This is a genomic window from Desulforhopalus singaporensis (genome assembly GCF_900104445.1).
In the GTDB taxonomy this organism is placed as follows: domain Bacteria; phylum Desulfobacterota; class Desulfobulbia; order Desulfobulbales; family Desulfocapsaceae; genus Desulforhopalus_A; species Desulforhopalus_A singaporensis.
This window is the reverse complement of sequence record NZ_FNJI01000001.1, coordinates 182,370-208,867: the sequence shown is the minus strand read 5'-3', so window position 1 is coordinate 208,867 and position 26,498 is coordinate 182,370. Positions and strand designations below refer to the sequence as shown.

16 protein-coding genes are annotated in these 26,498 nt (G+C 53.4%); 6 read left to right on the top strand and 10 right to left on the bottom strand.

Translation table 11 applies throughout. The annotated features are described in order from the left end of the window. The first annotated feature begins 8 nt into the window (after window positions 1–8). A complete protein-coding gene (locus BLQ17_RS00875) occupies window positions 9–1,274 on the top strand; it encodes an inorganic phosphate transporter (RefSeq protein WP_092218819.1) in 1,266 nt (421 codons plus the stop codon). Window positions 1,275–1,374: 100 nt separating this feature from the next. On the opposite strand, the gene BLQ17_RS00870 is transcribed toward BLQ17_RS00875, so the two are convergent. Next, window positions 1,375–3,258 carry a penicillin-binding protein 1A gene (locus BLQ17_RS00870; RefSeq protein WP_092218816.1) on the bottom strand — a complete coding sequence of 628 codons (1,884 nt, stop codon included), beginning with the start codon at window positions 3,256–3,258 and terminating at the stop codon, window positions 1,375–1,377. A gap of 160 nt (window positions 3,259–3,418) precedes the next feature. Between BLQ17_RS00870 and mutL the strand changes: the two genes are divergently transcribed. From mutL to trmFO, 3 genes are all read left to right on the top strand, one after another. After that, window positions 3,419–5,389, top strand: a complete 1,971-nt coding sequence (mutL, locus tag BLQ17_RS00865; protein ID WP_176761024.1) for a DNA mismatch repair endonuclease MutL — start codon at window positions 3,419–3,421, stop codon at window positions 5,387–5,389. Window positions 5,390–5,463: 74 nt separating this feature from the next. Beyond that, window positions 5,464–5,991, top strand: coding sequence for a 3D domain-containing protein (locus BLQ17_RS23355; protein ID WP_281180471.1), 528 nt, complete (start codon window positions 5,464–5,466; stop codon window positions 5,989–5,991). Window positions 5,992–6,221: 230 nt separating this feature from the next. Beyond that, complete coding sequence (gene trmFO / locus BLQ17_RS00855; RefSeq protein ID WP_092218808.1) at window positions 6,222–7,553, top strand: methylenetetrahydrofolate--tRNA-(uracil(54)-C(5))-methyltransferase (FADH(2)-oxidizing) TrmFO; 1,332 nt, start codon at window positions 6,222–6,224, stop codon at window positions 7,551–7,553. Between the two features lie 7 nt (window positions 7,554–7,560). Here the strand turns inward: trmFO and BLQ17_RS00850 are convergent, their stop codons facing one another. The 6 genes from BLQ17_RS00850 to BLQ17_RS00825 form a co-directional block, all read right to left on the bottom strand. Beyond that, window positions 7,561–9,333, bottom strand: coding sequence for a DnaB-like helicase C-terminal domain-containing protein (locus tag BLQ17_RS00850; protein ID WP_176761023.1), 1,773 nt, complete (start codon window positions 9,331–9,333; stop codon window positions 7,561–7,563). A gap of 104 nt (window positions 9,334–9,437) precedes the next feature. Beyond that, the gene (locus BLQ17_RS00845) at window positions 9,438–12,836 is read right to left on the bottom strand and encodes a cyclic nucleotide-binding domain-containing protein (protein ID WP_143005404.1); all 3,399 of its coding nucleotides are present in this window, start codon (window positions 12,834–12,836) and stop codon (window positions 9,438–9,440) included. Window positions 12,837–13,243: 407 nt separating this feature from the next. After that, on the bottom strand, window positions 13,244–13,849 hold the full coding sequence (locus BLQ17_RS00840) for a Maf family protein (protein ID WP_092218804.1): 606 nt from the start codon (window positions 13,847–13,849) through the stop codon (window positions 13,244–13,246). A 110-nt stretch (window positions 13,850–13,959) separates the two neighbouring features. Then, window positions 13,960–14,901, bottom strand: a complete 942-nt coding sequence (locus BLQ17_RS00835; protein WP_092218802.1) for a DUF362 domain-containing protein — start codon at window positions 14,899–14,901, stop codon at window positions 13,960–13,962. Between the two features lie 322 nt (window positions 14,902–15,223). Then, window positions 15,224–16,408: a phosphoglycerate dehydrogenase gene (locus BLQ17_RS00830; RefSeq protein ID WP_092218800.1), complete on the bottom strand. Its 1,185-nt coding sequence runs from the start codon at window positions 16,406–16,408 to the stop codon at window positions 15,224–15,226. Window positions 16,409–16,492: 84 nt separating this feature from the next. Next, window positions 16,493–18,403, bottom strand: coding sequence for a B12-binding domain-containing radical SAM protein (locus BLQ17_RS00825; RefSeq protein WP_176761022.1), 1,911 nt, complete (start codon window positions 18,401–18,403; stop codon window positions 16,493–16,495). On the opposite strand from BLQ17_RS00825, the gene BLQ17_RS00820 reads away from it, so the two are divergent. Together BLQ17_RS00820 and BLQ17_RS23350 are read left to right on the top strand one after the other, a co-directional pair. Continuing rightward, window positions 18,402–21,473 (top strand): ChaN family lipoprotein, encoded by a 3,072-nt coding sequence (locus tag BLQ17_RS00820; RefSeq protein ID WP_092218796.1) that lies wholly within the window; start codon window positions 18,402–18,404, stop codon window positions 21,471–21,473. The genes BLQ17_RS00825 and BLQ17_RS00820 overlap by 2 nt on opposite strands. A gap of 130 nt (window positions 21,474–21,603) precedes the next feature. Next, window positions 21,604–22,635, top strand: a complete 1,032-nt coding sequence (locus BLQ17_RS23350) for a peptidylprolyl isomerase (protein WP_092218795.1) — start codon at window positions 21,604–21,606, stop codon at window positions 22,633–22,635. 117 nt (window positions 22,636–22,752) lie between these two features. Here BLQ17_RS23350 and BLQ17_RS00810 read toward each other — a convergent pair whose 3' ends face one another. The 3 genes from BLQ17_RS00810 to dnaK all read right to left on the bottom strand — a co-directional run bounded on the left by BLQ17_RS00810 (window position 22,753) and on the right by dnaK (window position 26,375). After that, window positions 22,753–23,319 (bottom strand): HDIG domain-containing metalloprotein, encoded by a 567-nt coding sequence (locus BLQ17_RS00810; protein WP_092218793.1) that lies wholly within the window; start codon window positions 23,317–23,319, stop codon window positions 22,753–22,755. A gap of 10 nt (window positions 23,320–23,329) precedes the next feature. Further along, the gene (gene trpS / locus BLQ17_RS00805) at window positions 23,330–24,295 is read right to left on the bottom strand and encodes a tryptophan--tRNA ligase (protein WP_092218791.1); all 966 of its coding nucleotides are present in this window, start codon (window positions 24,293–24,295) and stop codon (window positions 23,330–23,332) included. A 172-nt stretch (window positions 24,296–24,467) separates the two neighbouring features. Then, a complete protein-coding gene (gene dnaK, locus BLQ17_RS00800; RefSeq protein ID WP_092218789.1) occupies window positions 24,468–26,375 on the bottom strand; it encodes a molecular chaperone DnaK in 1,908 nt (635 codons plus the stop codon). Window positions 26,376–26,498: the final 123 nt, after the last annotated feature.

The following is a 26,498-nucleotide window of genomic DNA, read 5'->3' as shown; positions in this document are numbered from 1 at the left end:
AGGGCATCATGGAAATTATTGCTTCATACGGAACCATCATGCTTGTACTCGCCATTGTTTTTGGCGTTTACATGACCTGGGGTATTGGGGCCAATGACTTGGCAAACGCCATGGGCACTTCGGTCGGCGCCGGCGCGGTATCGGTCAAGCAGGCGATCGTCATCGCCATGATCTTCGAATTCTTAGGCGCTGTTTTGGCCGGGGGACACGTTACCAAAACCATAAGAAAAGGAATTATCGATGCATCGGCCATAGCCGACAACCCGGAGATTCTCATTTACGGGATGCTGGCTGCGCTCCTTGCCGCCGCCGTGTGGCTGATGATTGCGTCTTCAAAGGGATGGCCGGTATCCACCACCCACTCGATAATCGGTGCCCTGATCGGCTTTGCCATCGTCGGTATCAGCCCTGAAGCGGTCAAGTGGGGGAAGGTGGGTTCGGTGGTGATGAGCTGGGTCATATCTCCGGTGATCGGAGGGACCATCTCCTTTCTCCTGGTCATGAGCACCAGGAAACTGATCTTTGACACTGACGACCCGCTGAAAAATGCCAAAAAATATGCCCCTGTCTATATCTTCCTGGTAGGGTTCATCATTTCCCTGGTAACCCTTTTCAAGGGTCTCAAACACCTCAACCTTGAACTTACCACTATCCAGAGTTTTGCAGTAGCCATCCTGTTCGGTATATGCACCGCTCTCATCGGCTGGAGTTTTATCAGGAAAATCAAGGATAATTCCAACGGCAACAAGGCATTCAGTTACGCCAGCGTGGAAAAGGTGTTTACCCCGATGATGCTTTTTACCGCCTGTTCCATGGCGTTCGCACACGGCTCAAACGACGTGGCCAACGGTATCGGTCCCCTGGCTGCGGTCTATTCAATCATCAGCTCAGGGGGCGAGGTGATGCAGAAGTCGGCGCTGCCCCTGTGGATTCTGCTGCTTGGCGGTGCCGGAATTGTTCTCGGGCTCGTCACTCTCGGCTACAGGGTCATGCTCACCGTGGGTAAACGTATCACCGAACTCACGCCGTCAAGGGGATTCTGCGCCGAACTGGCCGCGGCTACCACGGTGGTTCTGGCCTCCCGCACCGGACTGCCGGTCTCCACCACCCACATTCTGGTGGGTTCCGTTCTGGGGGTCGGCCTTGCCAGAGGCATAGGAGCCCTGGATCTCAGGGTAATACTGAACATCGTCATTTCCTGGCTGGTCACCCTGCCCGCCGGAGCAATCATGGCGATGCTGTTTTTCTTTACCTTCAAGGGAATATTCGGCTGATAAAAAACGTAACCGTTTTTTTCCCACCGGGAGAACCGGGTTATCAAAAAAAAAAAGCCTGCGCAAAAAATTCCTGCGCAGGCTTTTTTTTGACCAATCTTCAGTTGACCCCGCCATGCAGCATGAAGTCACGCCAGATAGGGGCGGCTGTCGCCCCGCCGCTCTCGCCGGCGCCCATCGAGTGGTTATGGTCAAATCCCACCCACACCCCTGTTGTGTACCTGTTGTCATAACCGATAAACCAGGCATCCCGATTATCATTTGAAGTACCGGTTTTGCCCCCCGACACTCCGGTCACATCGCGAACCTTTTTCCCGGTTCCCCGGGTTACGACGCCGCGCAGCATTTCGCGCATCCGGGCGTTCACCTCTTCCGTCAACACCCTGTTTTTTTTGTTGCTGTCGGCGATCACCCGTACCGAACCATCGGGAAAAACTATCTTCTCGATAAAATCCGGGGCCGAAACAGTTCCGTTGCCGGCGAAAGCGGTATACGCAGACGTCATTTCCAGCAGCGACACATCCGCTGAGCCCAGGGCTAAAGAGAGATCGGGCGGCAGCTTGGCGGTTATTCCGGCTCCTGCGGCAATGCGGTGGACCGTTTTGAAGCCTGTTGCCTGCATGAGCCTGACAGATGCGGCATTGAGCGAGTGGACCAGGGCGTTTTCCAGGGTGGTTTTGCCATGATATTTTCCGGAATAGTTCTTTGGCTGCCACCTCCTGCCGTCGCTGCCCGTTATTGAGACAGGGCTGTCCTCTATGATCGACTGCGGACTCCAGCCACTTGTAAGAGCCGCGGCGTAGACAAAAGGCTTGAAGGTCGAGCCGACGGGCCTTCTTGCCAGGGTGGCCCGGTCAAAGGGGGTCTGCCGAAAAGAGGTGCCCCCCACCACCGCTCTTACCTTCCCGGTTGCCGTCTCGACACAAACCAGGGCTCCCTGCAATTCCTCACCGACCTTGTTGCCGCTGCGCTCCTGCCTTATTTTCGAGGCTACAACCCCTGTGCGGACAGCTTTTGCACCACTTTTCTGCATCCGGGAATCAAGACAGGTATAAATTTTCAGCCCTGCCGTCTGCAGTGGAACGTGCAGCAACTCCCGTGCTCTTTTTTTCACAATCTGCAGGTAATACCCGTTGTCGTCGGACCGGGTTGTTCCCTCGTTTTTAAGTTCTATTTTTTTATCAAATGCACGTCTTGCCTCGCCACCGCTCACATACCCGTCCGCGGCCATCCTGTTGAGCACATATTTCTGCCTTTCAACGGCACGGTCAAGGTGATCGAAAAGCGAATACCTGCTCGGCGCCTGGGGCAGACCCGCTAAAAGTGCGCACTCCCCAAGGGAGAGCGCTGCAGCACTTTTACCGAAATAGAGCTGCGCCGCGGCCTCAACCCCGTGGGTACCCTCCCCCAGATAGATCTGGTTGAGGTAAATAAAAAGAATCTCATCCTTGGTCAGCACCTTATCGATGCGCCAGGCAAGGATCGCCTCCTTGAATTTTCGCACGTAGGTTTTTTCCGGAGACAGCAGCAGCGATTTCGCCACCTGCTGGGTGATGGTAGAGCCGCCCTGGCTCTTTTCCCCGTTTTTGACATTTATTATTGCCGCCCTCAGTACCGAAAAAAAATCAAGCCCGGGATGTTCGAAGAATCTGCCGTCTTCGGCAGCGACAAACGCCTTGGCCAGATAAGGCGACATTTTTGTAAGCGGCACCACCGTCCTGTTTTCAACAAACACCCGGTCGACGAGATCGCCGCGCCGGTCATAGATCAGCGTCGCCTGGGCCGGCTGATATTTTGCCACCGTACCTATATCGGGAATCTGCAGGCTCATCTGGACGAGCAGCAGCGTGAAAAGAAAACCGGTCTGCACCAGACAGGTTATCAACAGAAACAGATAAACATGTTTTTCGGTATATATTTTTCTGCGGGCGGCGGGTTTGGTTTTGCCCTTCACCGGGTTCGATTTTCGTTTAGTGGGTGACACAATAGATACTCGTGGTAATATTCCTCTGTATATGTATGGGGCTGATGCGTATGTTACCGTTTTCTTTCATTCTGTGTGTATCCTTCAGCCCTGGAAATTACGAATCGGCCAGTGGAACTGTACCATCTGGCTGTCAACTAGCAACAGGAAAGTCAGCACCATGTCAAAAATCCGTATTCTTCCGGAGCAGCTTGCCAACCAGATTGCAGCGGGCGAGGTGGTCGAGCGACCGGCATCGGTAGTAAAAGAACTGGTTGAAAACAGCCTTGATGCCGGCAGCGACCGGATAGAGGTGGAAATAGAGGGCGGAGGCACCAGGCTTATCCGGGTCATTGACAACGGCCAGGGAATGGATGAGGACGACCTTCTGCTGAGCCTTGAGCGTCACGGAACATCGAAGATACAAAACGAACAAGACCTCGGCTCCATCAATACCCTGGGGTTTCGCGGCGAGGCGATACCGTCGATCGGCTCCGTCTCAAAGATGACCCTCACTTCAAGGGTTGCCGATTCACCGCTGGGAACCAGGGTGGTGCTTGAATACGGCAAGCTCACCAAGGTGCATGAGACCGGCTGCAGCCTCGGCACCACCATTGAGGTGCGCAACCTGTTCGGCAACACTCCGGCGAGGAAAAAGTTTCTCAGGACCACAAGGACCGAGATCGGCCACATCGAAGAGATTGTCAAAAATTATGCTCTTGCCACCACAAAGGCGACCTTCATCCTCAGGGTTGACGGCCGCGAGTCGCTGTACCTGGACCAGACCCTGTCGCTTAAACAGCGGCTGGCCGCTGTCATGCGCTTTAAAGGTGATTTCCTGCCGGTCACGTCAAGCGGCGGCAATTCAAGACATCTCAAGGGATTTCTCGTGCCCCCCGAGCAGGTCTCGGTCGGTCCGTCCAGGCTCCGGCTTTTCGTCAACGGCAGGGCAATCCGCGACCGGATGTTTACCCACGCGATAGCGGAGGGGTTGCGTGGATTTTTGATGAAGGGCAAAAATCCAGCGGGACTGTTCTGCCTTGAGATCCCGCCCGATGAGGTCGACGTGAACGTTCATCCGGCAAAACAGGAGATACGGTTTAGAAACGGTCGCGACGTGCACCTCTTCATCAGCAGCACCATACAGCAGGCGATGGCGGATCACCAGCAACAGATCAAGAGCGTTCTGTTCGGCAAGGACAAACTCCCTGACCGCCAGCCGGTCCCCATCTGGGGACAGCAGGATAGCGAAGACGTGGTTCTGCCGCGCTCAGAAAATCCTGCTGCTGGCGACACCGCCCCTTCCGCGTCTTTTCCTCCAGAGGAAAAAACTGGCGCCCCGCAAGACATTGGTGCCTTCGGAGGTGATAAGGCTTTCAGGCTGGAACAAGACAAGAGCAGCGATGATGTCGCGCCTTGTCCGGTGTCAGCTCCTGTTGCCAGGAGGCCGCAACCAAAAAAACTAAAACCGGCCGTGCGGTCGATATATGAAACCGCCGAACCGATGCCAGGGGGAAGGGGAGCTTCCAGGACGCAAGAGCAGCGGCTCCCGTCTCCTCCCCACCATGGGGAAACCGCGCACAATCTGCAGGTGATTGGACAGCTCGACAACCTGTATATCTTCTGCAAGGGACCGGAAGGTCTGGTCGTGATCGACCAGCACGCCGCCCATGAGCGATTGCTCTTTGAGAAATTGCGCAGACAGTTCCTTGAGCGCAGGGTTGTCAGCCAGACGCTGATGTTTCCGGAAACAGTGGAACTCAGCGTTTTTCAGGCCGAACTCGCCCTGAAAAACAGTGAAGAGATAGCAAGAATAGGGTTTGCCGTTCGCGAGTTCGGGGGCAATACCTTTATTATTTCCGCGGTTCCCGCCGTGGCCGGTACGATCAGCCCAACCGAGCTGTTTCTTGACGTTCTGGAAAAGTTCGGCAGTGAGAAAGAAAGTAGCGGCGGCGGATTACTCGACAACATCCTGGCCAATATGGCGTGCAAGGCTGCGGTGAAGGCGGGGACCCCCCTGTCCGCTCCGGAAATCGACAGGTTGCTCAACGACATGGCCAGAGCGGATCTCTTTTCCCATTGTCCTCACGGGCGTCCCGTTATGAGACTTTTTTTTCCAGACGAGATGAAAAAATGGTTCTATCGCACCTGAGGACAAGGCTGTTTCACAGCCTTGTCCTATCTTTGAAGAACATCCGGGGCAGCAGCGCACCCCGGGTGATGCGGATGGCACTGCTGCTACTCATAACCGCGGCATCACTTGCAACAGGCGGGTGCGCCGCCTCCAGCACCACCCGGATCATTGAAGCCACCGCCTATTGCAACTGCAGCAAATGCTGTGAATGGGAGAGGGGAAACGCGACCTATTTGAAGCTCGACTTCTGGAACAAGTACCAGTCAAGCGGACCAGATAAAGGCAGACCCTATTCCGGCCTGACGGCCAACGGCTCCGTTCCCCGCGAACCCGAGGAGGGTTTTTTTTCCGTCGATTCCATTCGCCGACCATGGATGATCCCTTTTCGGCTGCTGCTCTTTCCGTGGTACTTCCTGCCCCACGACGGGACCCTGGCAGCGGATACCAGCTACTATCCTTTTGGAACACGTATTCATGTTCCAGGTTACGGCTGGGGGGTGGTGCAGGACCGCGGAGGTGCGATAAAGGGACCCGACCGCCTCGACCTCTATTTCCATTCCCACCATGCCGCTCTGGAGTGGGGGCGCAAAAAGGTCCGGGTAACAATTGTCTTCCCATAATGAACCTTTATAGAAAAAATCGTTTTGTGGCCGCATCTCTTGCAAAAATACTCTTGCAATATGTTGGTGTTTCACTTCTTCTTTAAGGTTACAATCGATTTCACCAGAGACTGAGATGGCTCAGGATTGATGAATTCTTACCTGAAACGTACTGCCCCCGCCATCTGCCGTCCGACATGTTCCGGGGACTCACTCTACAGGGCGGGGGCAGCAGGATATAAACAGAAAAAATGAACGATAAAGAGCAAAAAATTACAGTGATAGGAGGAGGGCTGGCCGGGTGCGAAGCGACCTGGCAGCTGATAAGAAGAGGCTGCCGGGTAAGGCTGTTTGAGATGAGACCCCGCAGCTATAGCCCCGCCCACCATTCGGACAACCTGGCTGAACTGGTCTGCTCGAATTCCCTGCGATCCGATGAAGGCCATTCGGCGGTGGGACTGCTGAAAAAGGAGATGTCCCGCCTTGACTCTCTTATTATGAAAACGGCTTATGAAACCAGGGTGCCTGCGGGCAAAGCCCTTGCCGTCAATCGTGAGCTGTTTGCCAAAAAGATCACCGCCACCCTCCATGAACACCCGAACGTCGAAATTATCAGGGAGGAAGTAACGGAACTGCCGCCTCCGGCAAGCGCTCCCATAATCCTTGCAACCGGGCCCCTTACCTCATCCAGCCTTGCCGAGTCCCTTGCCGGGTTTACCGGGAAAAAACGATTGGCATTCTACGATGCCATAGCGCCGATAGTCTATGCGGAGTCGCTGGATATGACGATAATCTACAGCAAATCCCGCTACAGCGACGGTCCGGGAGACTACCTGAACTGCCCCATGGACAAAGCGGCCTATCTCCTCTTTATCGATGAGCTGGCCAAGGCGGAGTACACGCCTTTGAAGGAGTTTGAAGACGTCAAATATTTTGAAGGGTGTCTGCCCGTCGAAGTCATCCGCTCCCGGGGAGAGGATACCCTGCGTTTCGGCCCCATGAAGCCGGTGGGGTTGGCTGACCCGAATACCGGCAAGGAACCATATGCTGTAGTTCAGCTCAGAAAAGAAAACCGTGAAGGCACTACCTACAACATGGTAGGCTTTCAGACCAAGCTCACCTACCCCGAGCAGAAAAGGATATTCCGGCTGATCCCGGGGATGGAGAACGCCGAGTTTGCACGACTCGGCTCCATCCATCGCAACACTTTCGTTACATCTCCGGAGCTTTTGGACCCCACCCTTCAGTTCAAAAAGCGTTCCGACCTGCTGCTTGCCGGCCAGCTCTCCGGGGTTGAAGGATATGTGGAATCCGCCGCCATGGGGCTGCTTGCCGGAATCAACGGTGCCAGGATCAGTATGGGCAAGGCTCCGGTAGTGCCGCCGGCCGAAACCGCGCTCGGCGCTCTTGTCGCCCATCTAACCGGGAGCGACCCGAAAAAATTCCAGCCGTCAAATGTCAATTTCGGGCTGTTTCCCCCCTGGGAAAAGAAAATCCGCAAAAAATTCAGGGGACAGGAGCGGGCCACTAGGTCGGAGCGGGCAATGGATCTGTGGCTTGAACAATATGGCGTTGAGAATTGAGCGCTGTTTACTCCGCCCTCTTTTCCACAAACGACCAGTATGGAAAATCGAGCCTGTAGTCGGCGACAATACCGGGGCTGTGCTCCCTGCTCGCCACAAGGTGCAGCCTGTTGCCCCTGTCGCCAGGGGTGCTGCCGGTTCCTTCCGGTTCGGGGAAAAGGACCATGGCGTTGTCGGCGCTGTACTCGATATCACCGGAACCCTTGAACACCCCGAGGTGAGGGAGGTCGTCGTATGCTCCGCCCTCACCCCGGGATAACTCCGAAATTACCAGAAAAGAGACCTGCAGGTCGTCGCGGATAGATTCCATCTGGCGCAGCCAGGCGTCGATGCCGACCCGCTTCTCGGCAAACTCTTTAAAGGGCAGCTTATGCAGGCTGTCGATAACAACCACGGTATAGTCGCTCCGGGTCTCGTGCCTGATGAACTCGATATGTTTTTTCATCAGCTCCGGGGTGATCTTTCGATCGTTGACGATCCTCCAGTAAAACAACATCTTTTCCAGCACGCCGCAAGCTTTTGCGAACTCGTCCGCTCCCCCGGGTTCGCAGCCTCCGGCTATCATCTCCGCCAGGTCCATCCTCGCCAGGCGACTCAAGGTCCGTTGATAAATTTTTTGCCTGCCGTTTTCAAAGTCATAGTAGAGTACTGGTATCTTGCAGCGGGACATTTCCGAGGCAATCTGAATGACAAAAGTCGATTTTCCCACTTTAGGGCCGCCGCCGATGACGTTTATGCCGTGTATACCGCCTATCGCCCGATCCAGCAGAGAAAATCCCGATGCCATCTTGCGATAGGACTCTTCCCCCTGCCGGGCGATCCCCTGCCGAAACAGCCGAAACTCCTGCGCCGGCGGCCTGAAAGGAGAAAAAGAGCTGGCCTTCCTGATCATTGCGCCCACTTCACCGCTGAAATTTTCCCCGGAATCTGCAGCAAGCTTTACCAGGGTATAATTATTCGGCGCCTGCGGCGGCCATGATACTATTCGTGCCTTATAGCCCACTCGTGAAGCGAATTTTCTGGCGCTTTTGATAGATTCCGGGCTGTTGGCAACAAAGATAAAAAGAGTCTTTATATAGGCGAACAGCTCAGGGTTGAGCTCCTCGAAAAGGTTGTGATCAGCCACGGCAACGCCGGGGAAGCCGAGCTGCTTCAAAGCCAGCAGGCTCTCTTCTTTTTCACACAGAAAAAGCGCACCGTTTTCACATCTGGCTATGTCCTGGACATTGAACAGGCAGTAGGGAGGCCTGGTGAATTTCTCGTTGCCGTGCCAGAAAAAGTCACTGCTGTTTTCTGGGTGGACGCAGCGCGCGCTATAGCAGTTACCGTCCTCCTGGATATAAGGGTAGACAAGGTAGCGGCCGTTATACCCGACCTGCAGTTCTCTGCGTGCCGCTGTGGAGATCGATCTTTGACCAAAATAGTCGTCGATGGCACCGGAACTCCGGTTCTGGTATGACTGGATCTCTTCATTGATATTGTCCCCGGCGTACTTGAGGTATATGCGGTTCTCCCATCTCGTATGGTCGTACCCGGGAACCTCTGCCAGAGGTATTGCCGCAAGTTGCGCGAACCACAACGCAAAGCCGCCGGCAACACATCGGTTGAGACAGCGAAAATAGCCGTAAAAAAAACTCTCCCGGTTGAGGAAAACAACCAGTTTGCCCGGTGCAACCCCCCGCGACCGGCAAAATGGGCACTCAACTACGAGCTTTTCACTCCATTGCCCACCGAGGTGGCTGAGGTAAAATTGAGAAATATCATCGCGGCCGCTGTCCATGTACTCCCCCGTCGACATCTCAGATACCCGCTTTACAGTCGAGCCGCATACACCTTGCATCCATGATCACAAGCACGACCGCTACGGCACGCCACTGTTGTTTCTTATACTCGGACATCCTGTATTCTCTCAAGGATATCGGCATGCAGCACCGCGTCAAATCGTACATGGACCGATAGCAGCTCCTCCCCGTCGGCGGCTCCTGGAATAAATTTCACGGCAATAACGTCCCCGGCCACTTCGGCTGTGCTGCTCTCAAAAGACACATCGAGAAACTGGAACAGCATCCTGGCACCCCACAAGGTTTTGCCTTCCTTGTTATGTTTTGCAACAATTTCAAAAGCCATGCCCCCTGCGCTTATATCTTTGATGTCGCCTATTATCTGGCCTCCGGTCCGGCGGTCCCGGCTGTCGAGCAGCATCGCCCGGACTTTTCCGTCTGCGGCAAATCGCTCGTGGGCTCTGCGGTCCAGGGAATTCTCCTCGATCATTGTACCGGTAGACCGGAAGTCGGCGCAAAATTGTTTGATTTTGTCGATCAGCCGGGGGCAGCTCTCTTCCCACTGCGCAACCCGCTCAAACGGCAGTACCGACACCCTGCAGGCGCCGACGCTGGTCGCCGATATGGTCCAGTTTGAAGGTTCAAGACGTGTCTCCGCCCCCAGGCATCCTCCCCGCTCCACGGTTGTCAGCAATACCTCTTCACCGTTTAAATCAAAAGAGACATTGGCACGTCCCTTGTCAATAAACACAAAACTTTTCATTGAGGTACCCTGGGTGACAATACGTTGGCCGGGATCGTATTTCCTGTGGATCATCGCACCAAACAATTCACAGAACTCTTCCGTGTCAAGAGCGTCGTACAGCTTACTCCAGACTTCAAGATGATCTTCCCTGTCAGCCTCCCTCTTCCCCTGTTCGATAAGCTCCACCGCTCTCATTATCAGCACCAGCGCGCTCTCATCGATTTCAACAAGCCATTCGCGAATTTTTTCCGCCCTGTTAAAGTTCTTCTTGTCGACGTTCACCGCGATCAGCTCCAGCAACAGATTTTGGGCTTGTTCGTTTTCGCCGCCGGCGACCAGTTCCTGTACTGTTTTTTCAATGGATGGACCGAAAAGGGCCGAAGCCCTGCCGTCCCGTCCCACAGCGGCAGCCTGCCTGAGAGCGCTTTTCCGTATCCGGCTCGCCGCCTTGACGCCGGCTTTTGTCTCTTCTTTCAGCGCTGTCCTGAGACTGTCGCACTTCTCTTCCGCCATATCCCACAAATGACCGGGAACCGACCTGGCCGTCTTCTGGCCCTTGGTGTCCAGAAAGGTTTCGAGAACATCAAGGGCCGCCGTACATCGACAATGTCCAAGGGTTGTCATGACAGTCACCAGGAACTGCTCTCTCTCCGTTTCGCTGATGTGCATAAAATCCGGCAGAATGGTTCCCAGCTTAAGTGCCACCTCATCATCGCAGAACTCTTCCAGGGCCTCCACGATGTTGATCATGACCAGCTCCGGAGCTCCGTCCAGTCCCGCCAGTAGCAGCCTCTTCCTGTGGCGTCCCCCGATCTTGTAGATACAGAGGAAAGCCTCCCGCTGCACCCGGTAATCCCGATGCTGCAGGTAGGGCAGGGTCAGCTGTGCATCTTCTTCCTTGCCCGTCTCACCCAGCAGTTTGATGAGATTTCGCTTGCCATACCACGGCATATGATCCTTGAGCCGTTCGCGAACGACCACAGGCACAAAAGTTCTGACACTTGTGAGGATATCGATAATCTTTATCCTGTTTTCGGTGAGTTCCTCCTCTATCAGCGAATCAACCATAAACCGTATGGCGACCGGTCCCTGAAGCACCATGCGATAGATCAGGCTTTCATCGGTATGATCGAGAAGACACTGCTGAAGCAGGTTCGGCAAAATTGTCCTGTCGATAAAATTGTCCTGAACATTGGCAACGACCTTTCTATAGCCGACCGCGTTCTTTATCTGTCCCGCCCGCAGCTGATAAAGCAGGGCCAGGATCGCGTCGCCCTGGCGGAACTCCTCTTTTTTCCAGTAGCTGTACATCACTTCCTGGAGGATAATAATATTTTTTTCAAACAGCTCTTCGCCAAAAGCGGCGCTCTGGGCAGAGTCTCTGAGTATTTCTGCAAGCGGATTCAACAATTTCTGGTTTCCGCTTTCCATTATTTTTTCAGTCAGTTCAAAAACGCACTCCAGCCACGGCAAGAGGTTCCTGTTCTTGTTCTGGTAATAATAACTAACCAGGTATTTCAGGATCTTCGGAACATACGCCCTGTTCTCGCCTTTTAACAGCTTGCTGACAGCACGCGGCAGGTGACGCAGCAGCTCAATACTTTCAAGCGACTGCAAATTTCCACCGACAAGCGATCCCAGCTGAACCTCAAGCCGTTTCTTTCGCCGCTCCCGCTCCCCGTCATCTATTATATGCCTGGTTTTTTCCCGTTTCTGATACTGTTTTCCCCTGTCGGTCTCAAAAAGTCGCTCCAGCACCCTTTGCAGCACCACCCGCTGCGCCTCCTGTTCACCACCGATCTTAAGCCGTTCAAGCTGTATTCTGAGAATTCCCACAACCCTGCCGAACCTATCGAAGGTCAGGCGGGATATAAGGCTGTTATACAGCTGCAACCCGAAATTTCCGGGAAAGTTCTGGCACAGCACCACACAGAGGGCGGTGTTTTTCAGATTGGCGGAGAGATCATTACCCAGACTGCCGGCAACTTTGTCAACCATTGCCTGATCGATCATCATCCCGCTGTTTTCAATCATTTTTGAAAACAGTCGGGAGGGGTAGATCCGCTTCTGTTGATGGATAGACTGCAGGACGTAGCTGACTGCCGCGACGACCACTTCGGTCGCACCCTGGACCGACCTCATCTTTTCCTTGAGCTCCTCTTGAACCAAAGGCCTCTCGTCTTCACCCAGCAGGCAGCCAATCAACTCCGGCCGTACCACGACCTTTTTCTTTGCATGAGCAGCTAAATCACTCTGAGCTTTTGCTGCCCCACCCAGGTTGTCATCGCTTTGCTGAAAATATTTTCTCAACCCCATATTGGTTATCAGCTGGGTGCCGCCACCCTGTCTGGCAATTTTTTCCGCCGTCACCGAGAACGCATCTACTATCTGGTTGTAGGTAAAACGATCGACAGTTTCATCTATCACGATGGCGGAGTAGCCGAGATGACGGAGATGTCGATAGACAACAAGGTTAGGGAAGGAATCGAGAATTTCCGGCGACAACTCGTGGTCGGCGACAAAGCTTGCATTCCTCTCCAGGGAGAAAGAGAGAGAGCCGAAATCGGCCACATACTGCTGGACCCCCTCAAAGCCAAGACTGGCAGCGTTGCTCACCTGCGGGGCCTCAGGTGGGTAGAGACGCCGGGTCGTTATGGAATTATTGAACAGCTTCAGGGCTTCGACACCTCTTTTCTGCACATTAATCAGGGCCATTTCTTTTGCTCCGTCCCGCAGAACTGTTACTATATCCTTCAACAGGTCTTCTTGATATAATTTGCTCAGGCCATTGGCCAGGCCTGAATGTTTAATGAAAATTCATCTGCATTGAATGAGCCGCACCACCCACGTGACCTTGCGGCTACGGTTTTCACTTTGGACAATCAGTGCTTGCTGTACTCGATTTCCCCCTGAAGACAACCATGACAAGTTTGTCCGATCCGCGATCAGGGAATCACACCAGAGTCTACAGCTGCGCACGAAATGGCTCGATCATGGTCTTGTAAGACTCGTGAAAATCCGGCCCGGCCCGGGGACGCCACCACACCTCCCAAGCACTACAAAACACAACTGACCTTAATAATACTCGAACTCTTATAATGTATCCAGTGAATTACCAAACTTTCTGCCACCAAGGAAGAGTTCGACGACCAGGAAGAGGAAAATCACCTTGCCAAAACTACGCGTGGCCTTATTACGCCAAGCTGCAGCAAGGTGGCAGTAAGTTCAAAAAGAGGAAGGCCGACGACATTTGAGTAGGACCCCTGGATTTCTTTTACCAGTGCCGTACCTTTACCTTGAATACCGTACCCTCCCGCTTTGTCAAGAGATTCTCCGCCGGCCACATAGCTTTTAGCGACATCTTCGGAAAATTCGCCAAACACCACCCGGGTCGCGACCACCCGGGATACAGACAGTGATCGCGCTTCATGGTTCACACAAAAACTTGACCTTACCAGGTGAACCCGGCCGGATAAACGCATCAACATGGACACCGCCTCCTCTGCCGATACAGGTTTTCCCAGAATGGCGTCGTCGATACAGACGATGGTGTCTCCGCCAATAACCCAGCTGTCGCGGTTTTTGACACTTATCGCCCGGCATTTTTCAACCGCCATCCTGCGGACAAAATCCTCGGGGCTTTCCCCGGTGTTCCTGTCCTCGTCTATCGCCGTGGCGCAAACGGAGAATTCAAGTCCCAGGGACTGCAGAAAATCAATCCGTCTGGGAGAGCCCGAGGCGAGAATAATAGGTTCTGAATTGCAGTACATTTTGCTGTTGTCTGTTACGTATCCATCAACAGATGGTATTGTTATCTTCGCCGTTGACCTTTTGCAGTGACAAGAAGCCCCTGCAACCGGGCGGTCATATCGCCCGCTGCTCAGCCTCCGGCCCGGAAAACTGCACGTTTTACCATTCCGCGAAAAAAACGAAAAGGATTAAAGCGGATGGCGTCAAGAGCGGTTGGGGGAACAAACCCCGAACCGTGAAATTCTTCGGGACGCCGACCGGTATATTTAATGTCTGCGGATACAGTCGCAACTTTTTTTTGTCTGTTGGCCGCACGCCACAACGGACTCATCTCCGGATTCAGCTCGAGAACGTCAAGCAAGGCGTTGTCAAGGCAGACGGGGTTCCTTGCTCCGCCGAAAAGGTGCAGGGAGAGCGGGTCGCCATGAAGCGGTCCGGAGCGGTGCATGACTGTTACTCCGTCGATGAAATGAACCTGATCCGGTACAAGGTCGACCAGGCCGAGGATAAGTTCTGCAAACCGATCGTGGCTGGTACCCCGGGTCATGTGGAGCATCGCCTTGTGCATTCCCTTGACGATTCCGAACAGATTTTTCACTGCCAGGGTCACGTAAAGCTGATCATGGGCTTTAACCTTCGGCAAGCCTACCAGGAGATCGCAGTCCAATGGTTCGGCGGCGACCGTCACCTCGGTTCCGCAGGACAAAAGCTTCTTGACGGGGGTCGTGAACTCGACACACTCAACCCCCATCGCCGCCAGACCGGCTTTCATTCCCAGATGCTGACACACCCTGCCAACACTGCCAAAGGCCGGAGAGTCTCCCACCAGAACCCGTGCCCCGTTGTCAATAAACCACCCCGCCGTTCCGACAACCACCTCAGCATGGGTGCAGGCAAGACGAGGCCCCCTGCTGCTGATAAAATTTGGTTTGAGAAGCACGGTCCTGCCGTGCAGGTTGTGCAGCCCCAACCGAACCGACATTCCCTCGACCAGAGCTTTCACCTCGTCCCGGCGGTAACCTCTACAATGCTCCAGGGCGACAATATTTTTTCGTTCTTGCCTCGCTAGCATGGCAACAGAGACCGGGGAGAAATCGTAGATAGTTCAAAAGAAGAAAAACCGGACCTTAGCAGGGAGGTCCGGTTTTTCCAGGAGAAAAGAGAGAAGAGATAAAGCATAATAATCATTGCATGTTGCGTGCCATATTACTGGAAATACATTTTACATTGTATTTTCATATAGTTGAAAAACACAGGTCTTGACACATCGTCCATTTTAGCGGAAAAAAGTACAACTTTTTTTACTTACACTCGCGGCTCTGGAATAAATTCTTATCCTTGCCTAAAATAACAACAGGATATGCGTCTAAATTTTTAAACCGCGTGAAAAGCGGTTATTTTTCAAAAGTAATCACCCTGGTCCTGATAACATCCTTGTTCCCGATAATCTGTCCTATCACCTCTTGGGGGATCTCCGACTCGACATCGATTATATTGTACCCCACGGTACCGTTGGACTGGTTCAGGTATCCGGCGATATTGACGTTGTTGGCTCCAAAGATATTGGAAATAAGGGCAATCATCCCCGGAACGTCCCTGTTCACGACGCAAAACCGGGAATGCGCCTTGTCGCTTGGAATCTTCTCAACGCTTGGGAAATTGACACTGTGAATCACGTTGCCGTACTTGAGATAATTGGCAAGTTCGGTTACCGCCATGATCGAACAATTTTCTTCCGATTCCGAAGTGGAGGCTCCAAGATGAGGTGTAGTCAGCACTTTTTCATGCTTCACCAGTGTCGGCGTAGGAAAATCACATAGGTACGCTTCCAGATGCCCCCGATCAAGCGCTTCGACCACGGCCAGTTCATCCACCACCGGGCCGCGTGAATAGTTGACGAGCACCGCACCTTTCCTGATCCGGTTTATGAACTCTGTATTGACAAGGTGCCTTGTCGTTTCAAGCAGGGGAAGATGGAGGCTTATTATATCACTGGCCCGCAACACATCGCCCAGGTTCTTGCAGATACGGACCTCGGGAGAGAGTTGATGCACGTTGGCAATGCTCGGTGCCGGATCGAAACCGAGCACCTTCATGTGCCGGAACACTCCTGCATTGGCCAGCCGAACGCCAATCTGCCCCAGACCAACCACGCCGAGCGTCTTTCCGGCGATTTCCTCCCCCTTAAAAGCAGCCTTTTTCGACTCCACCTCCCCGCTGACCCTGTCGGGCTCCATGACGGCCAGGGACTTACAGAATTCAATACCCCTGAAGATATTTCTTTTCCAGACCCCAATCATTGGGAACACCAGATCGACAACCGCGTTGGCATTCGCTCCTGGGGTATTGAAAACGCAGATTCCTTTTTCCGTGGCCCTGGCCACGTTGATATTATTGGTACCGGCACCGGCCCTTGCGACCGCCATGAGGGAAGGATAATCGTCCACGTCAAGAGGAGAACTGCGGAGGATGATCCCGTCGGGATTGTCCTCATCTTCTGAAACTGAAAAAAGATCGGTAAAAAGATCAAGGCCTTCTTTGGCAATTTTATTTATCTTCTTCACTTTATACTGTACCATTTTCTCTCCTTGAATATAACTTCCCGGTTTTCCCCCGCCGATTCTGCCGATACCCAGACAACTATAAACTATAACTTTTAGACACTATTGATCAACTCCTTTCTCAGGAGCGCCCGACACAGACAGCTGCAGGACTTTATTAAAGCCAAACAGCCCGTCCGCGCGGACGGGCAGAAAACAGAGACAGATACCGTCTTGTACCGGATCAAATCCGAGGATAGTTGCCGCCTCAGCCGACACCCGCAGAAAAAACGATTTACGGAAAAACTGATTCCTGTTGTTCCTGGTAAAAACGCCGGCCAGTTCTGCCGGCATCGTCCGGTAAAGAGTTGACCTGGTCTGCTGGGGCTGCTCGAATATTCCATCGGCCAGGAGGCAGTCGGGAAGAAAACGATGATTGCACCGCAGCCAGTCGTATCTCAGCAGCTCGAGCAGCAGGGCGCTGTCATCGCGATCACGGACCAGCCCGGCCAAATGATGGCACATCAACTCCTGGGTGGCTCCCCGCGAAAAAAAACCCTCTCTTCTGCACCGGGCGAGCAGCATCTCAAAAAAACGGTAAATATCGACCTTCCGGGTTCGTAAATGTTTCCAGAAGGTGACGAAATATCGATTGTTCAAAAATTTTTCCACACACTCTGAAAACCAGTACAGCTCACTCAAGGCGGCATGATCCAGCCAGCGATTTTCCAGGACCGCATACGGCGGTTCCTTGCTGCTGAGATATCCATATTCCCGGGCAACGTGGCAAAGCGGGGTGTCGGGTAGAATCTTCAGCAGCCCCATCTGGATATAATGGGCGCCTATGGCGAACACCGACCTGAATGAGTCGGCGAAACTGTCCCTGGTCTCAAATGGCAGGCCGAGGATCAAATCTACGTGGAGATGAATATTGCCCATTTCTGCCAGACGCCCAATATTCCGCAGGACCACTGCCGGATCTGTCTTCCGGTTAACGGCCTCCAGGGTTTTGGGGTGTGTGGACTGGATGCCTATTTCAAACTGGAAACGGCCCGGATTCATCTTTTCCAGAAACGTGAACATTTCTTCACTGAAACGATCCGGGGCTATCTCGAAATGGAAAAGGGTCTTTCCGCCGTTTTCAGCGAGAAAACGCCATATTGCAAGGGCCCTGTCGGCGACGTCGTTGAAGGTTCTGTCTATGAACCTGACGACCTTTGGCCGGTGTTGAAGAATTTGCAGCAACTCAAGTTCCACCGTTTTTATATCTTTATGGAAGACCCCCTTTTCCACAGCGGAAAGACAGTAGCTGCAGCGAAACGGGCACCCCCTTGAACTTTCGTAATAAATATGCCTATTGAGCAGGTGGTCGGCAAAATCGTCCTGTCGATAGGGAAAGTCAAACCAGCGCTGCTGTTTCGGGGAAAAAGATCCTGAATAGCACCTTTTCAACCGGTCCGCCTTAAGGTCGAGATAGAACTCGCCGCCGACCGCTTCTATCTCGCCAATGACAAACGTTGTATTGTCAACCTCCAGCTTATCGCGCAACACCTGGGCCTGGGGACCTCCTATAACAATCCGGCAACCGGGAAGACACTGGTGCAGATCGAGGGCAAGCTTTTCTATCAGGGTGCTGTTCCAAATCGCCGCAGAAAAGAAAATAGATGCCGGGCGGCTTGCGGTGAGTTGCAATAATGTTTCGTAATAATTGTCATTTATGGTAAACTGCAGCAGTTGAACATCAACATCGGCGCAATTTTTTTCCAGCTCATTCCTGACATAGAAAAGGGCAAGGCAGGAATGGGTATAGCGCCCGTTGATTCCGACAATTTTTATATTTTTCACGACATCGCGGCCACTCCGGCCTCCGCCCCGAACGGTTTTCAAAAAGGTCCCCTTTTTACTTTTTTGCCTGTTTACCATGCCCATCGCTTGTTTTTTTATGCAATCTATACCAATCGACACTATTCTTTCACTCGCCAATTCCTGAACAGTGACCGAATATGCACCAACCAGAAACGGATACGCGAACATGATACGATTTCCCCAATTTGTCCAGTACGCAGCTGCTCTGTTCCTGCTCTTGACCGTCTGCACCCTGTCCCAGGCGCAACCGGTCATCCCGGAGGCCGCCATTCTGAACTATGATCTGGCGATCAGCTTCCAGCTAAGAGAACATCTTATGACTGGAACAGCGAGGATAACAATTCCCCCGGGCAACGGACTGGCCCTGTCGCTTACAGGTCTTGAAGTGACCGGCACACTGCTGCAGCAGAGCAATGGCCGGGAGCAAACGGTCAACAGTGGCGGCGACGTTCTCATTCTTCCCGAAGACCCGAATGACAGGACTCTTTTTATATCCTACCGCAAAAAAATATCGCAGCACGGACAAGAGAACTATATCGAACCAGACGCCATATCGCTTCTCAGCGCCTGGTACCCGGTTCCGCAGACACCGGTGCTGTTTTCCCTTTCGGCAGAGGTTCCCGACGGCTTTGAAGCTATCACGGAATCGGACAGCTTTCCACTACAAAAAATAGGCAACCGTTTCAGGGCGTCATACTCCAATCCGACAACCACCATTCATTTTATCGCCGGCCCCTACACCCTTGCCAGCCGTACCGTCAGACCGGGGCTCGATGTCTATACGATGTTTTTTAGTGAAGATCAGGCGTTATCCCTGCGATATCTCGAACAGGCGGCCGAGTTTCTTGCAGGATATGAGCAAAAGCTTGGTCAATACCCTTTCAGCCATTATGTCATCGTCGCCAACCGGCTACCCACAGGATACGGGATGCCGACTTTCACCCTGCTGGGACAGACGGTGCTGCGGTTGCCTTTTATCGTTACCACCTCCCTTGGCCACGAGATAGTCCACTCATGGTTCGGCAACGGAGTCCAGGTTGACGGGGCCACTGGGAACTGGTGTGAAGGGCTGACCTCTTACCTGAGCGACTACAGCTTCAGGGAACAGCAGGGCGAAGGGCGCAGCAGCCGCAAGGAAAATATCGTCAAATATCTCAGCTACACCGACACTGAAGAGACGATCCCGCTGGCCGATTTTGTTTCAGCGGACCACAATCAGCCGCTGGCGCAAAATCGCCGTGCGGTCGGCTACAACCGCGGCGTGCTTTTTTTCCATGAACTCAGAGAAAAAATCACCACAGCCTCTTTTACCGACGGCCTTCGCCTTTTCTACAAAAACTACAACGGCAAAAGCGCTTCCTGGCAAGACCTAATGCACAGTTTTGCAGCAGCCGGCGGCAAAAATCTGCAGCGGTTCTTTGACGAAAGGCTCAACCGCACATCAATTCCCGAGCTTGCAGTTGAAAATATTGGTGTTGAAAGGAGCGGCACAAACATCACCCTTACTTTTGACATCAGGCAGCTCACCGACGACCCTTTCGTTCTGCGTGTCCCGGTGCGCGTTACCACCCTTTCTGCGACTGTAACCAAAGTGATCGAAACCGGCGCTGCAAAACAAACCGTCAACATCGAACTCGACGACACTCCCTTAACCCTTGAGGTGGACCCGGACTACACTTTTTTACGCCGGCTCTCAGACAATGAGTATCCTGCAGTCTTGTCCCGGTTTCTCGGGGCTGCCGACAAATTGATCGTAACCACAGCAGGAGAAGAGGAAAAATACCAACCGATCCTTTCGCTCTTTGCCAACGAAGATACCATCGTAGTCTCCGCCGACGAAGTACGCAACAAGGACCTCGGTAGTCGCAGCCTCCTGCTTCTTGGCGTCGATCAGTTGCCGGTTACAACACTGTTCGGTACCGTCCACCGGCCGGCAGCAGGGGTCACCGTCGATGTCCGGCACCATCCGCTTGTCCCCGGCAAGACCGCGGTCCTTCTCAGCAGCAGCTCAAGACAGGAGTCGGCGGCGGTTGCCCGAAGGCTGAAACATTACGGCAAGTACTCCTTTCTGCATTTCAGCGATGGCAGAAAAACCAAGGCCGAAACGGAGCGGACTGAAAACGGCATCGTCATCCCCGTCACCGAATTGCCGGACGGCGGGGCCACCAAAGAGATTTCCGGTTTTGACGGGGTGGTCGACAAGCTCATGGAAAACCGGGTGATCTATGTCGGGGAACAGCACACCTCGCTCAGCGATCATCTGCTGCAGCTGCGCCTGATCGAGGCGATCCATGCCAAACACGATGATCTGGCAATTGGTATGGAAATGTTCCCAGTCACCTCCCAGGATGCTCTTGACTCATACATCCTGGCCCAGGACAGCATCGACGAAGCGGCCTTCTTGCGACAGTCTGACTATTTTAACGTGTGGCGCTTCGATTACCGCTATTACCGCGACATAATCAATTTCGCAAAAAAAAACAAAGTTCCAGTTATCGGCATCAATCTTGACCGGCAAATTGTGTCCGGTGTTTTCCGCGACGGCGACACCGACGGACTTGACCCGCAGGTTCTGGCATCCCTGCCTAAGACCCGTGACCTTGATATTGCCGGCTACCGGCAACGGCTGGAAGCCATACACAACATCCACCAAAGCGGAGGACACGGTTCAGGCTTTTTCAGCGGCTTCATCCAGGCCCAGGGGTTGTGGGACGAAACCATGGCCAGTAATATCAGCAACTATCTCAAACAAAATCCGACAACCAGGATAATTGTCCTTGCCGGAGCCCAGCACACCAGAAAGGATTCGGGTATTCCGCCAAGAGTTGCCAGAAGGCTGAGCGTGCAGCAGGCTTCGGTGGTAAACATCTCTGGCGACAGTTTTGGCGCTTTTGCCCCCGGGCTTGCGGACTATTTTTTCATTTCCGAGGCAGCGCAGCTGCCGCAGTTGCCGAAAATAGGTGTTGTCCTGGTCAGCGAGGAGAACGACCAGATGGTGCTGAAAGTGGACAGTGTCCTTGGAGGTAGTGGAGCCGAGCATGCGGGGTTGAAAAAAAACGATATTCTCATAGAGCTTGACGGCAGGCAGATACACGACATGATCGACGTGAAAGCCGCGATGCTTGACAAGGACGGAGGGGAAACCGTCGCGATAACGGTATTGCGGTCATCCCGTGAGATCAAGTTCAACGTAGAGCTTCGCCCTGAGCTGCCGGCCAGACCGGCAGGACACCCGTAAAACGGGTGTGATACGACCCAGGCGGTCCTGGGCCAGGTTTGGGGCGCACGCCGCCAGACCGGTTAATTCACACAAAAAACGGTAATATTATCTTACTTTTTGAAGTACAACCATTGCAAAAGGAGAATCTATGTATAAAGTTCTGGCTTTGACCGTGTTAACACTATTCATTATATTATTATCTGGAGAATCAGGAATGGCACAATCTAATCTTAAGGATGGTCTTTACGCAAAATTCGATACCGAAAAGGGCGAAATTCTCTGTATGCTCGAGTTTGAGAAAACGCCTCTTACAGTAACCAATTTTGTCGGCCTGGCAGAAGGCACCAAAGACCTTGGCGGTGGCGCCAAAGCAAACGGCGACAGATTTTACGACGGCCTGAAATTTCACAGGGTGATTCCGGACTTCATGATCCAGGGCGGATGTCCCCTTGGAACCGGAACCGGAGGGCCTGGTTACACCTTCCCCGACGAGATTGATCCGAGCCTGACCCACTCAGGAGCTGGTATCCTGTCGATGGCCAACGCCGGGCCGGGGACCAATGGCAGCCAGTTTTTTATCACCCACGTACCGACACCGTGGCTTGACGGCAAACACACGGTTTTCGGCCACGTTGTAAAGGGCCAGGATGTGGTCAACGCCATCAAGGGAGACGACCTCATAAACTCGGTGGAAATTATCCGGGTCGGCGAGGAAGCCGAAGCCTTTGAAAGCGACCAGGAAGCCTTTGACCGACTGCTGGCAGACTACGAAAAGAACCAGAAGGCGAAAGCTCTTGCAGCTATGGAAGCAGAGCAGGAAACAATCAAGAGCCAGTGGCCCGATGCCGTCACCACCCCCTCTGGGCTGAAATACGTTGTGGTAGAGGAAGGCAGTGGCGACACCCCGGCCAAAGGAGCCCAGGTGACAGTTCACTATACCGGCAAACTGCTCAACGGGCAAAAATTCGACAGTTCCTACGACCGCAAGCAACCGATCCAGTTTCCCGTAGGCCAGGGACAGGTCATCAAGGGATGGGAAGAAGCGCTGCTGTCGATGAAAAAAGGTGAAAAACGAGTGGTAATCATCCCGCCGGATCTCGGATACGGGGTTTCCGGCCGGGGCCCGATACCGCCGAACGCCTACATGGTTTTCGATGTCGAGCTGGTTGATTTCAAGTAACAGCTCAAACAGGGTAAACGAAACAACAAAGGGACGGCCGAAAAACGGCCGTCCCTTTGTTGCGTCAGCTGCAGCCAACAAGCAATGACAGAGGGCGGGTTGCCCTCTTATGGTTGCTCAGAGCCCTATTTCCCCGGCTATATCCTGCATCGCCGCCAGGCTCAATTCACAAAACTCCGCCAGGGGGATACCCGCCAGCTCGCACTCCGCTATTATTTCGCGGTCCGCCCCCCTTGCAAACGCCTTTTCCTTATATCTTTTTTTTACCGACTTGGGCTTCACCGCACTCAGTTTTCTGGCAGGATTAACCAGGGCGGCGGCAATAATCAGCCCGGTGATTGTCTCGCCCGCGGCCACCGCGTGATGGAAAGGGCTGGTCCGCTTTTCGCCGGGCCACGCCTGGGTGTTATGGAGCCGTACAGCCTCGACTATTTCGCTGTTCACCCCAATCTTTTCCAGGATCTCTACCGTTTCCCTGGTGTGGGTGTCAAGATCCGTCTGGGTTTCGACGTCGAGGTCGTGCAGAAGTCCCGCCAATCCCCATTTTTCCACATCCTCGCCCAGCTTTTGGGCTGTAGCCCGGAGCACCGCTTCCGCCGCAAGGCAATGGTTGACGAGATTGCGGCTGGCAACGTGAGCCTTGAGCAGTTCAAGCCCCTCCTGGCGATCTATTCCGTAGGGCATTTTCCCTCCTTCAATAGCTGAGCCCGATCCTGTCGCGAACAAGATCAAGGGTTACGGTCGCTTTCTCCCTTGCCTTATCGGCCCCTTTGGCGAGAATGGCACGGAGCATTTGCGGATCCGACAGATATTCTTTCTTTTTCTCTCTGGCCTTGCCGAATTTTTCATTGAGCAGGTCAAGCAGTTCAAGCTTCAGGTATCCGTAAGCGGCGCCGCCGTTCACATAGAGGGAATGAATCTGTTCCATCCGCTCTTTATCGGCAAAAAGCTGCATCAGCTTATAGAGATTACAGTTATCCGGATCCTTGGGCATTTCCACCGGGGTGGCGTCGGTCTCAATGGCCATGACCCGTTTCTTGAGCTGTTTGCCTTCGAGGAAAATGGGAATGGTGTTTCCGTAGGATTTGGACATCTTCTGCCCATCGATACCGGGAACTATAGCGGTAGTCTCACTGATAGCCGGTTCCGGCACGACAAAGGTCTCTCCATACTGGTTGTTGAATTTTATCGCCAGATCGCGCGCCACCTCCAGGTGCTGCTTCTGATCCTTGCCCACCGGAACCCGGTCCGCCTGATACAAGAGAATATCAGCCGCCATGAGCACCGGATATGAGAACAGCCCGTGACTGGGGGCGATCCCCTTGGCGACTTTATCTTTATAGGAATGGCACCTCTCCAGCAGTCCCATCGGCGAAATCGTCGACAACGCCCACATCAGCTCACACACTTCCGGCACATCCGACTGTACCCAGAAGATACATTTATCCGGATCAAGCCCCAGCGCGAGGAAATCCGCCGCCGCCTCAAGGGTGCCCGTGGCCAGTTTTTCCCTGTCATGCACCGATGTCAAGGCGTGCAGATCGACGATAAACACATAGAGTTCGGAACTCTCCATATTGGAGATCATGGTCTGCATCATGCCGAAGTAATTTCCTATATGAAGCTGACCGGAAGGTTGAATGCCTGATAATATTTTCATGACTGTCTGGTAAGTAAATGATGAACAGATAACAACGCTATATCGCACAACAAGGCGCTACCATACCGCAAAATATAAAAAAATGGGAGTAGGGAAATATTTTTCCCCGCTCCCATTTTTTCGGCTGCAGGCGGCTACACCGGCAATTGCCGGCCGCTTGTACGAAGAGCCGTTATTTTACTTCTTCAAAGTCAGCGTCAACGACGTCGTCGTCATCGTCTTTCTTGGTCTTGCCCCCGCCAGCTCCTGCTGGGCCGCTGTCCGGGTTCTCCTTGGAAGCCTGCTGATACATCATCTCTGCCAGCTTGTGGGAGACCTGGGTCAAACTCTCGATTGCGGCTTTGATCGCTTCGGTGTCGTCGCCATCCTTGACCTTTTTAACATTTTCCATTTCACGCTCAACGTTGGCCTTGGTCTCGGCGTCGACCTTGTCTCCGAGATCCTTCAGGCTTTTCTCGGTGGCGTGCACCAGGGCATCGGCTGAGTTCCTGGTTTCAATCAGCTCCTTGCGCTTCTTGTCCTCTTCCGCATGCAGTTCAGCATCCTTGGTCATGCGGTCGATTTCCTCCTGGGTCAGCCCGGAAGATGCGGTTATACGAATCGACTGTTCCTTGCCGGTACCAAGATCCTTGGCCGATACCGAGAGTATCCCGTTGGCGTCGAGGTCAAAGGTAACCTCGATCTGGGGAACCCCTCTGGGTGCCGGTGGAATATCGGTCAACTCAAAACGGCCGATGGCCTTGTTGTCCTGGGCCATTTCCCGCTCACCCTGCAGCACGTGAATCGACACTGCCGGCTGGTTGTCGGCCGCAGTTGAAAAGATCTGGCTTTTCTTGGTCGGAACGGTGGTGTTCTTCTCGATCAGTTTGGTGGTTACCCCGCCCAGAGTTTCAATACCCAGCGACAGGGGGGTAACATCGAGAAGAAGTACATCCTTGACATCACCCTGGAGTACACCGCCCTGAATCGCCGCACCGATGGCCACGACTTCATCGGGATTCACGCCTTTATGGGGATCCTTGCCGAAAATCTCAGCCACCTTGGCCTGCACCTTGGGCATACGGGTCATCCCGCCCACGAGGATTACCTCGTTGATATCCGAGGGTGACAGTCCTGCGTCTTTTAATGCGGTCATACAGGGGTTGACCGTACGATCAATGAGATCCTCGACCAGGGTTTCAAGCTTTGCCCGGCTCAGTTTGATATTGAGGTGCTTGGGCCCGGAGGCGTCGGCAGTGATAAATGGCAGGTTGATATCGGTCTCCTTGGTGGTGGAGAGCTCCATCTTCGCTTTTTCCGCCTCTTCCTTGAGGCGCTGCAGGGCCATCTTGTCGCTTCTGAGATCGATTCCCTGCTCACGCTTGAACTCATCGGCGAGCCAGTTGACAATCCGCATATCGAAATCCTCTCCACCGAGGAACGTATCACCGTTGGTGGATTTAACCTCGAATACACCGTCGCCGATCTCAAGAATCGATACATCAAAGGTGCCGCCGCCAAGGTCGAATACCGCTATTTTTTCTTCCCCTTTCTTGTCAAGCCCATAGGCCAGGGAGGCTGCGGTCGGTTCGTTGATGATCCGCTGGACATTGAGCCCGGCTATCTTCCCTGCATCCTTGGTTGCCTGGCGCTGGGAGTCGTTAAAATATGCCGGCACGGTAACAACCGCGTCGGTAACCTCCTCTCCCAGATACTCCTCAGCAGTCTGCTTCATTTTGGCGAGAATCATCGCCGATATTTCCGCGGGCCGGTACACTTTTCCGTCAACATCTACCGAGACGCTGCCATGGGTTCCCTCGACGATTTTAAATGGACTGATTTCAATCGATCGTCGCACTTCCGCGTCAACGAATTTCCTGCCGATGAGGCGTTTGATTGCGTAAAGTGTGCGCGTCGGGTTGGTAACAGCCTGACGTTTGGCAACTTGTCCCACCAACCGATCTCCATTATCGTTAAAGGCGACAATTGACGGTGTTGTCCTATTTCCTTCAACGTTGGCAATTACCTTGGGTTCTCCCCCTTCCATAATTGCCACACAAGAGTTGGTGGTACCCAGATCTATTCCGATAATTTTACCCATCTTTTTTTTCTCCTTAGATCAATCTCAGCAGCGGATCATCTCTCCGTCCGGCGTTCTTCATAATGTAATTATTGCTGTGTTTGTTGCAACCCACTCTACAGTTGTCATCTTCCACTATTTGTC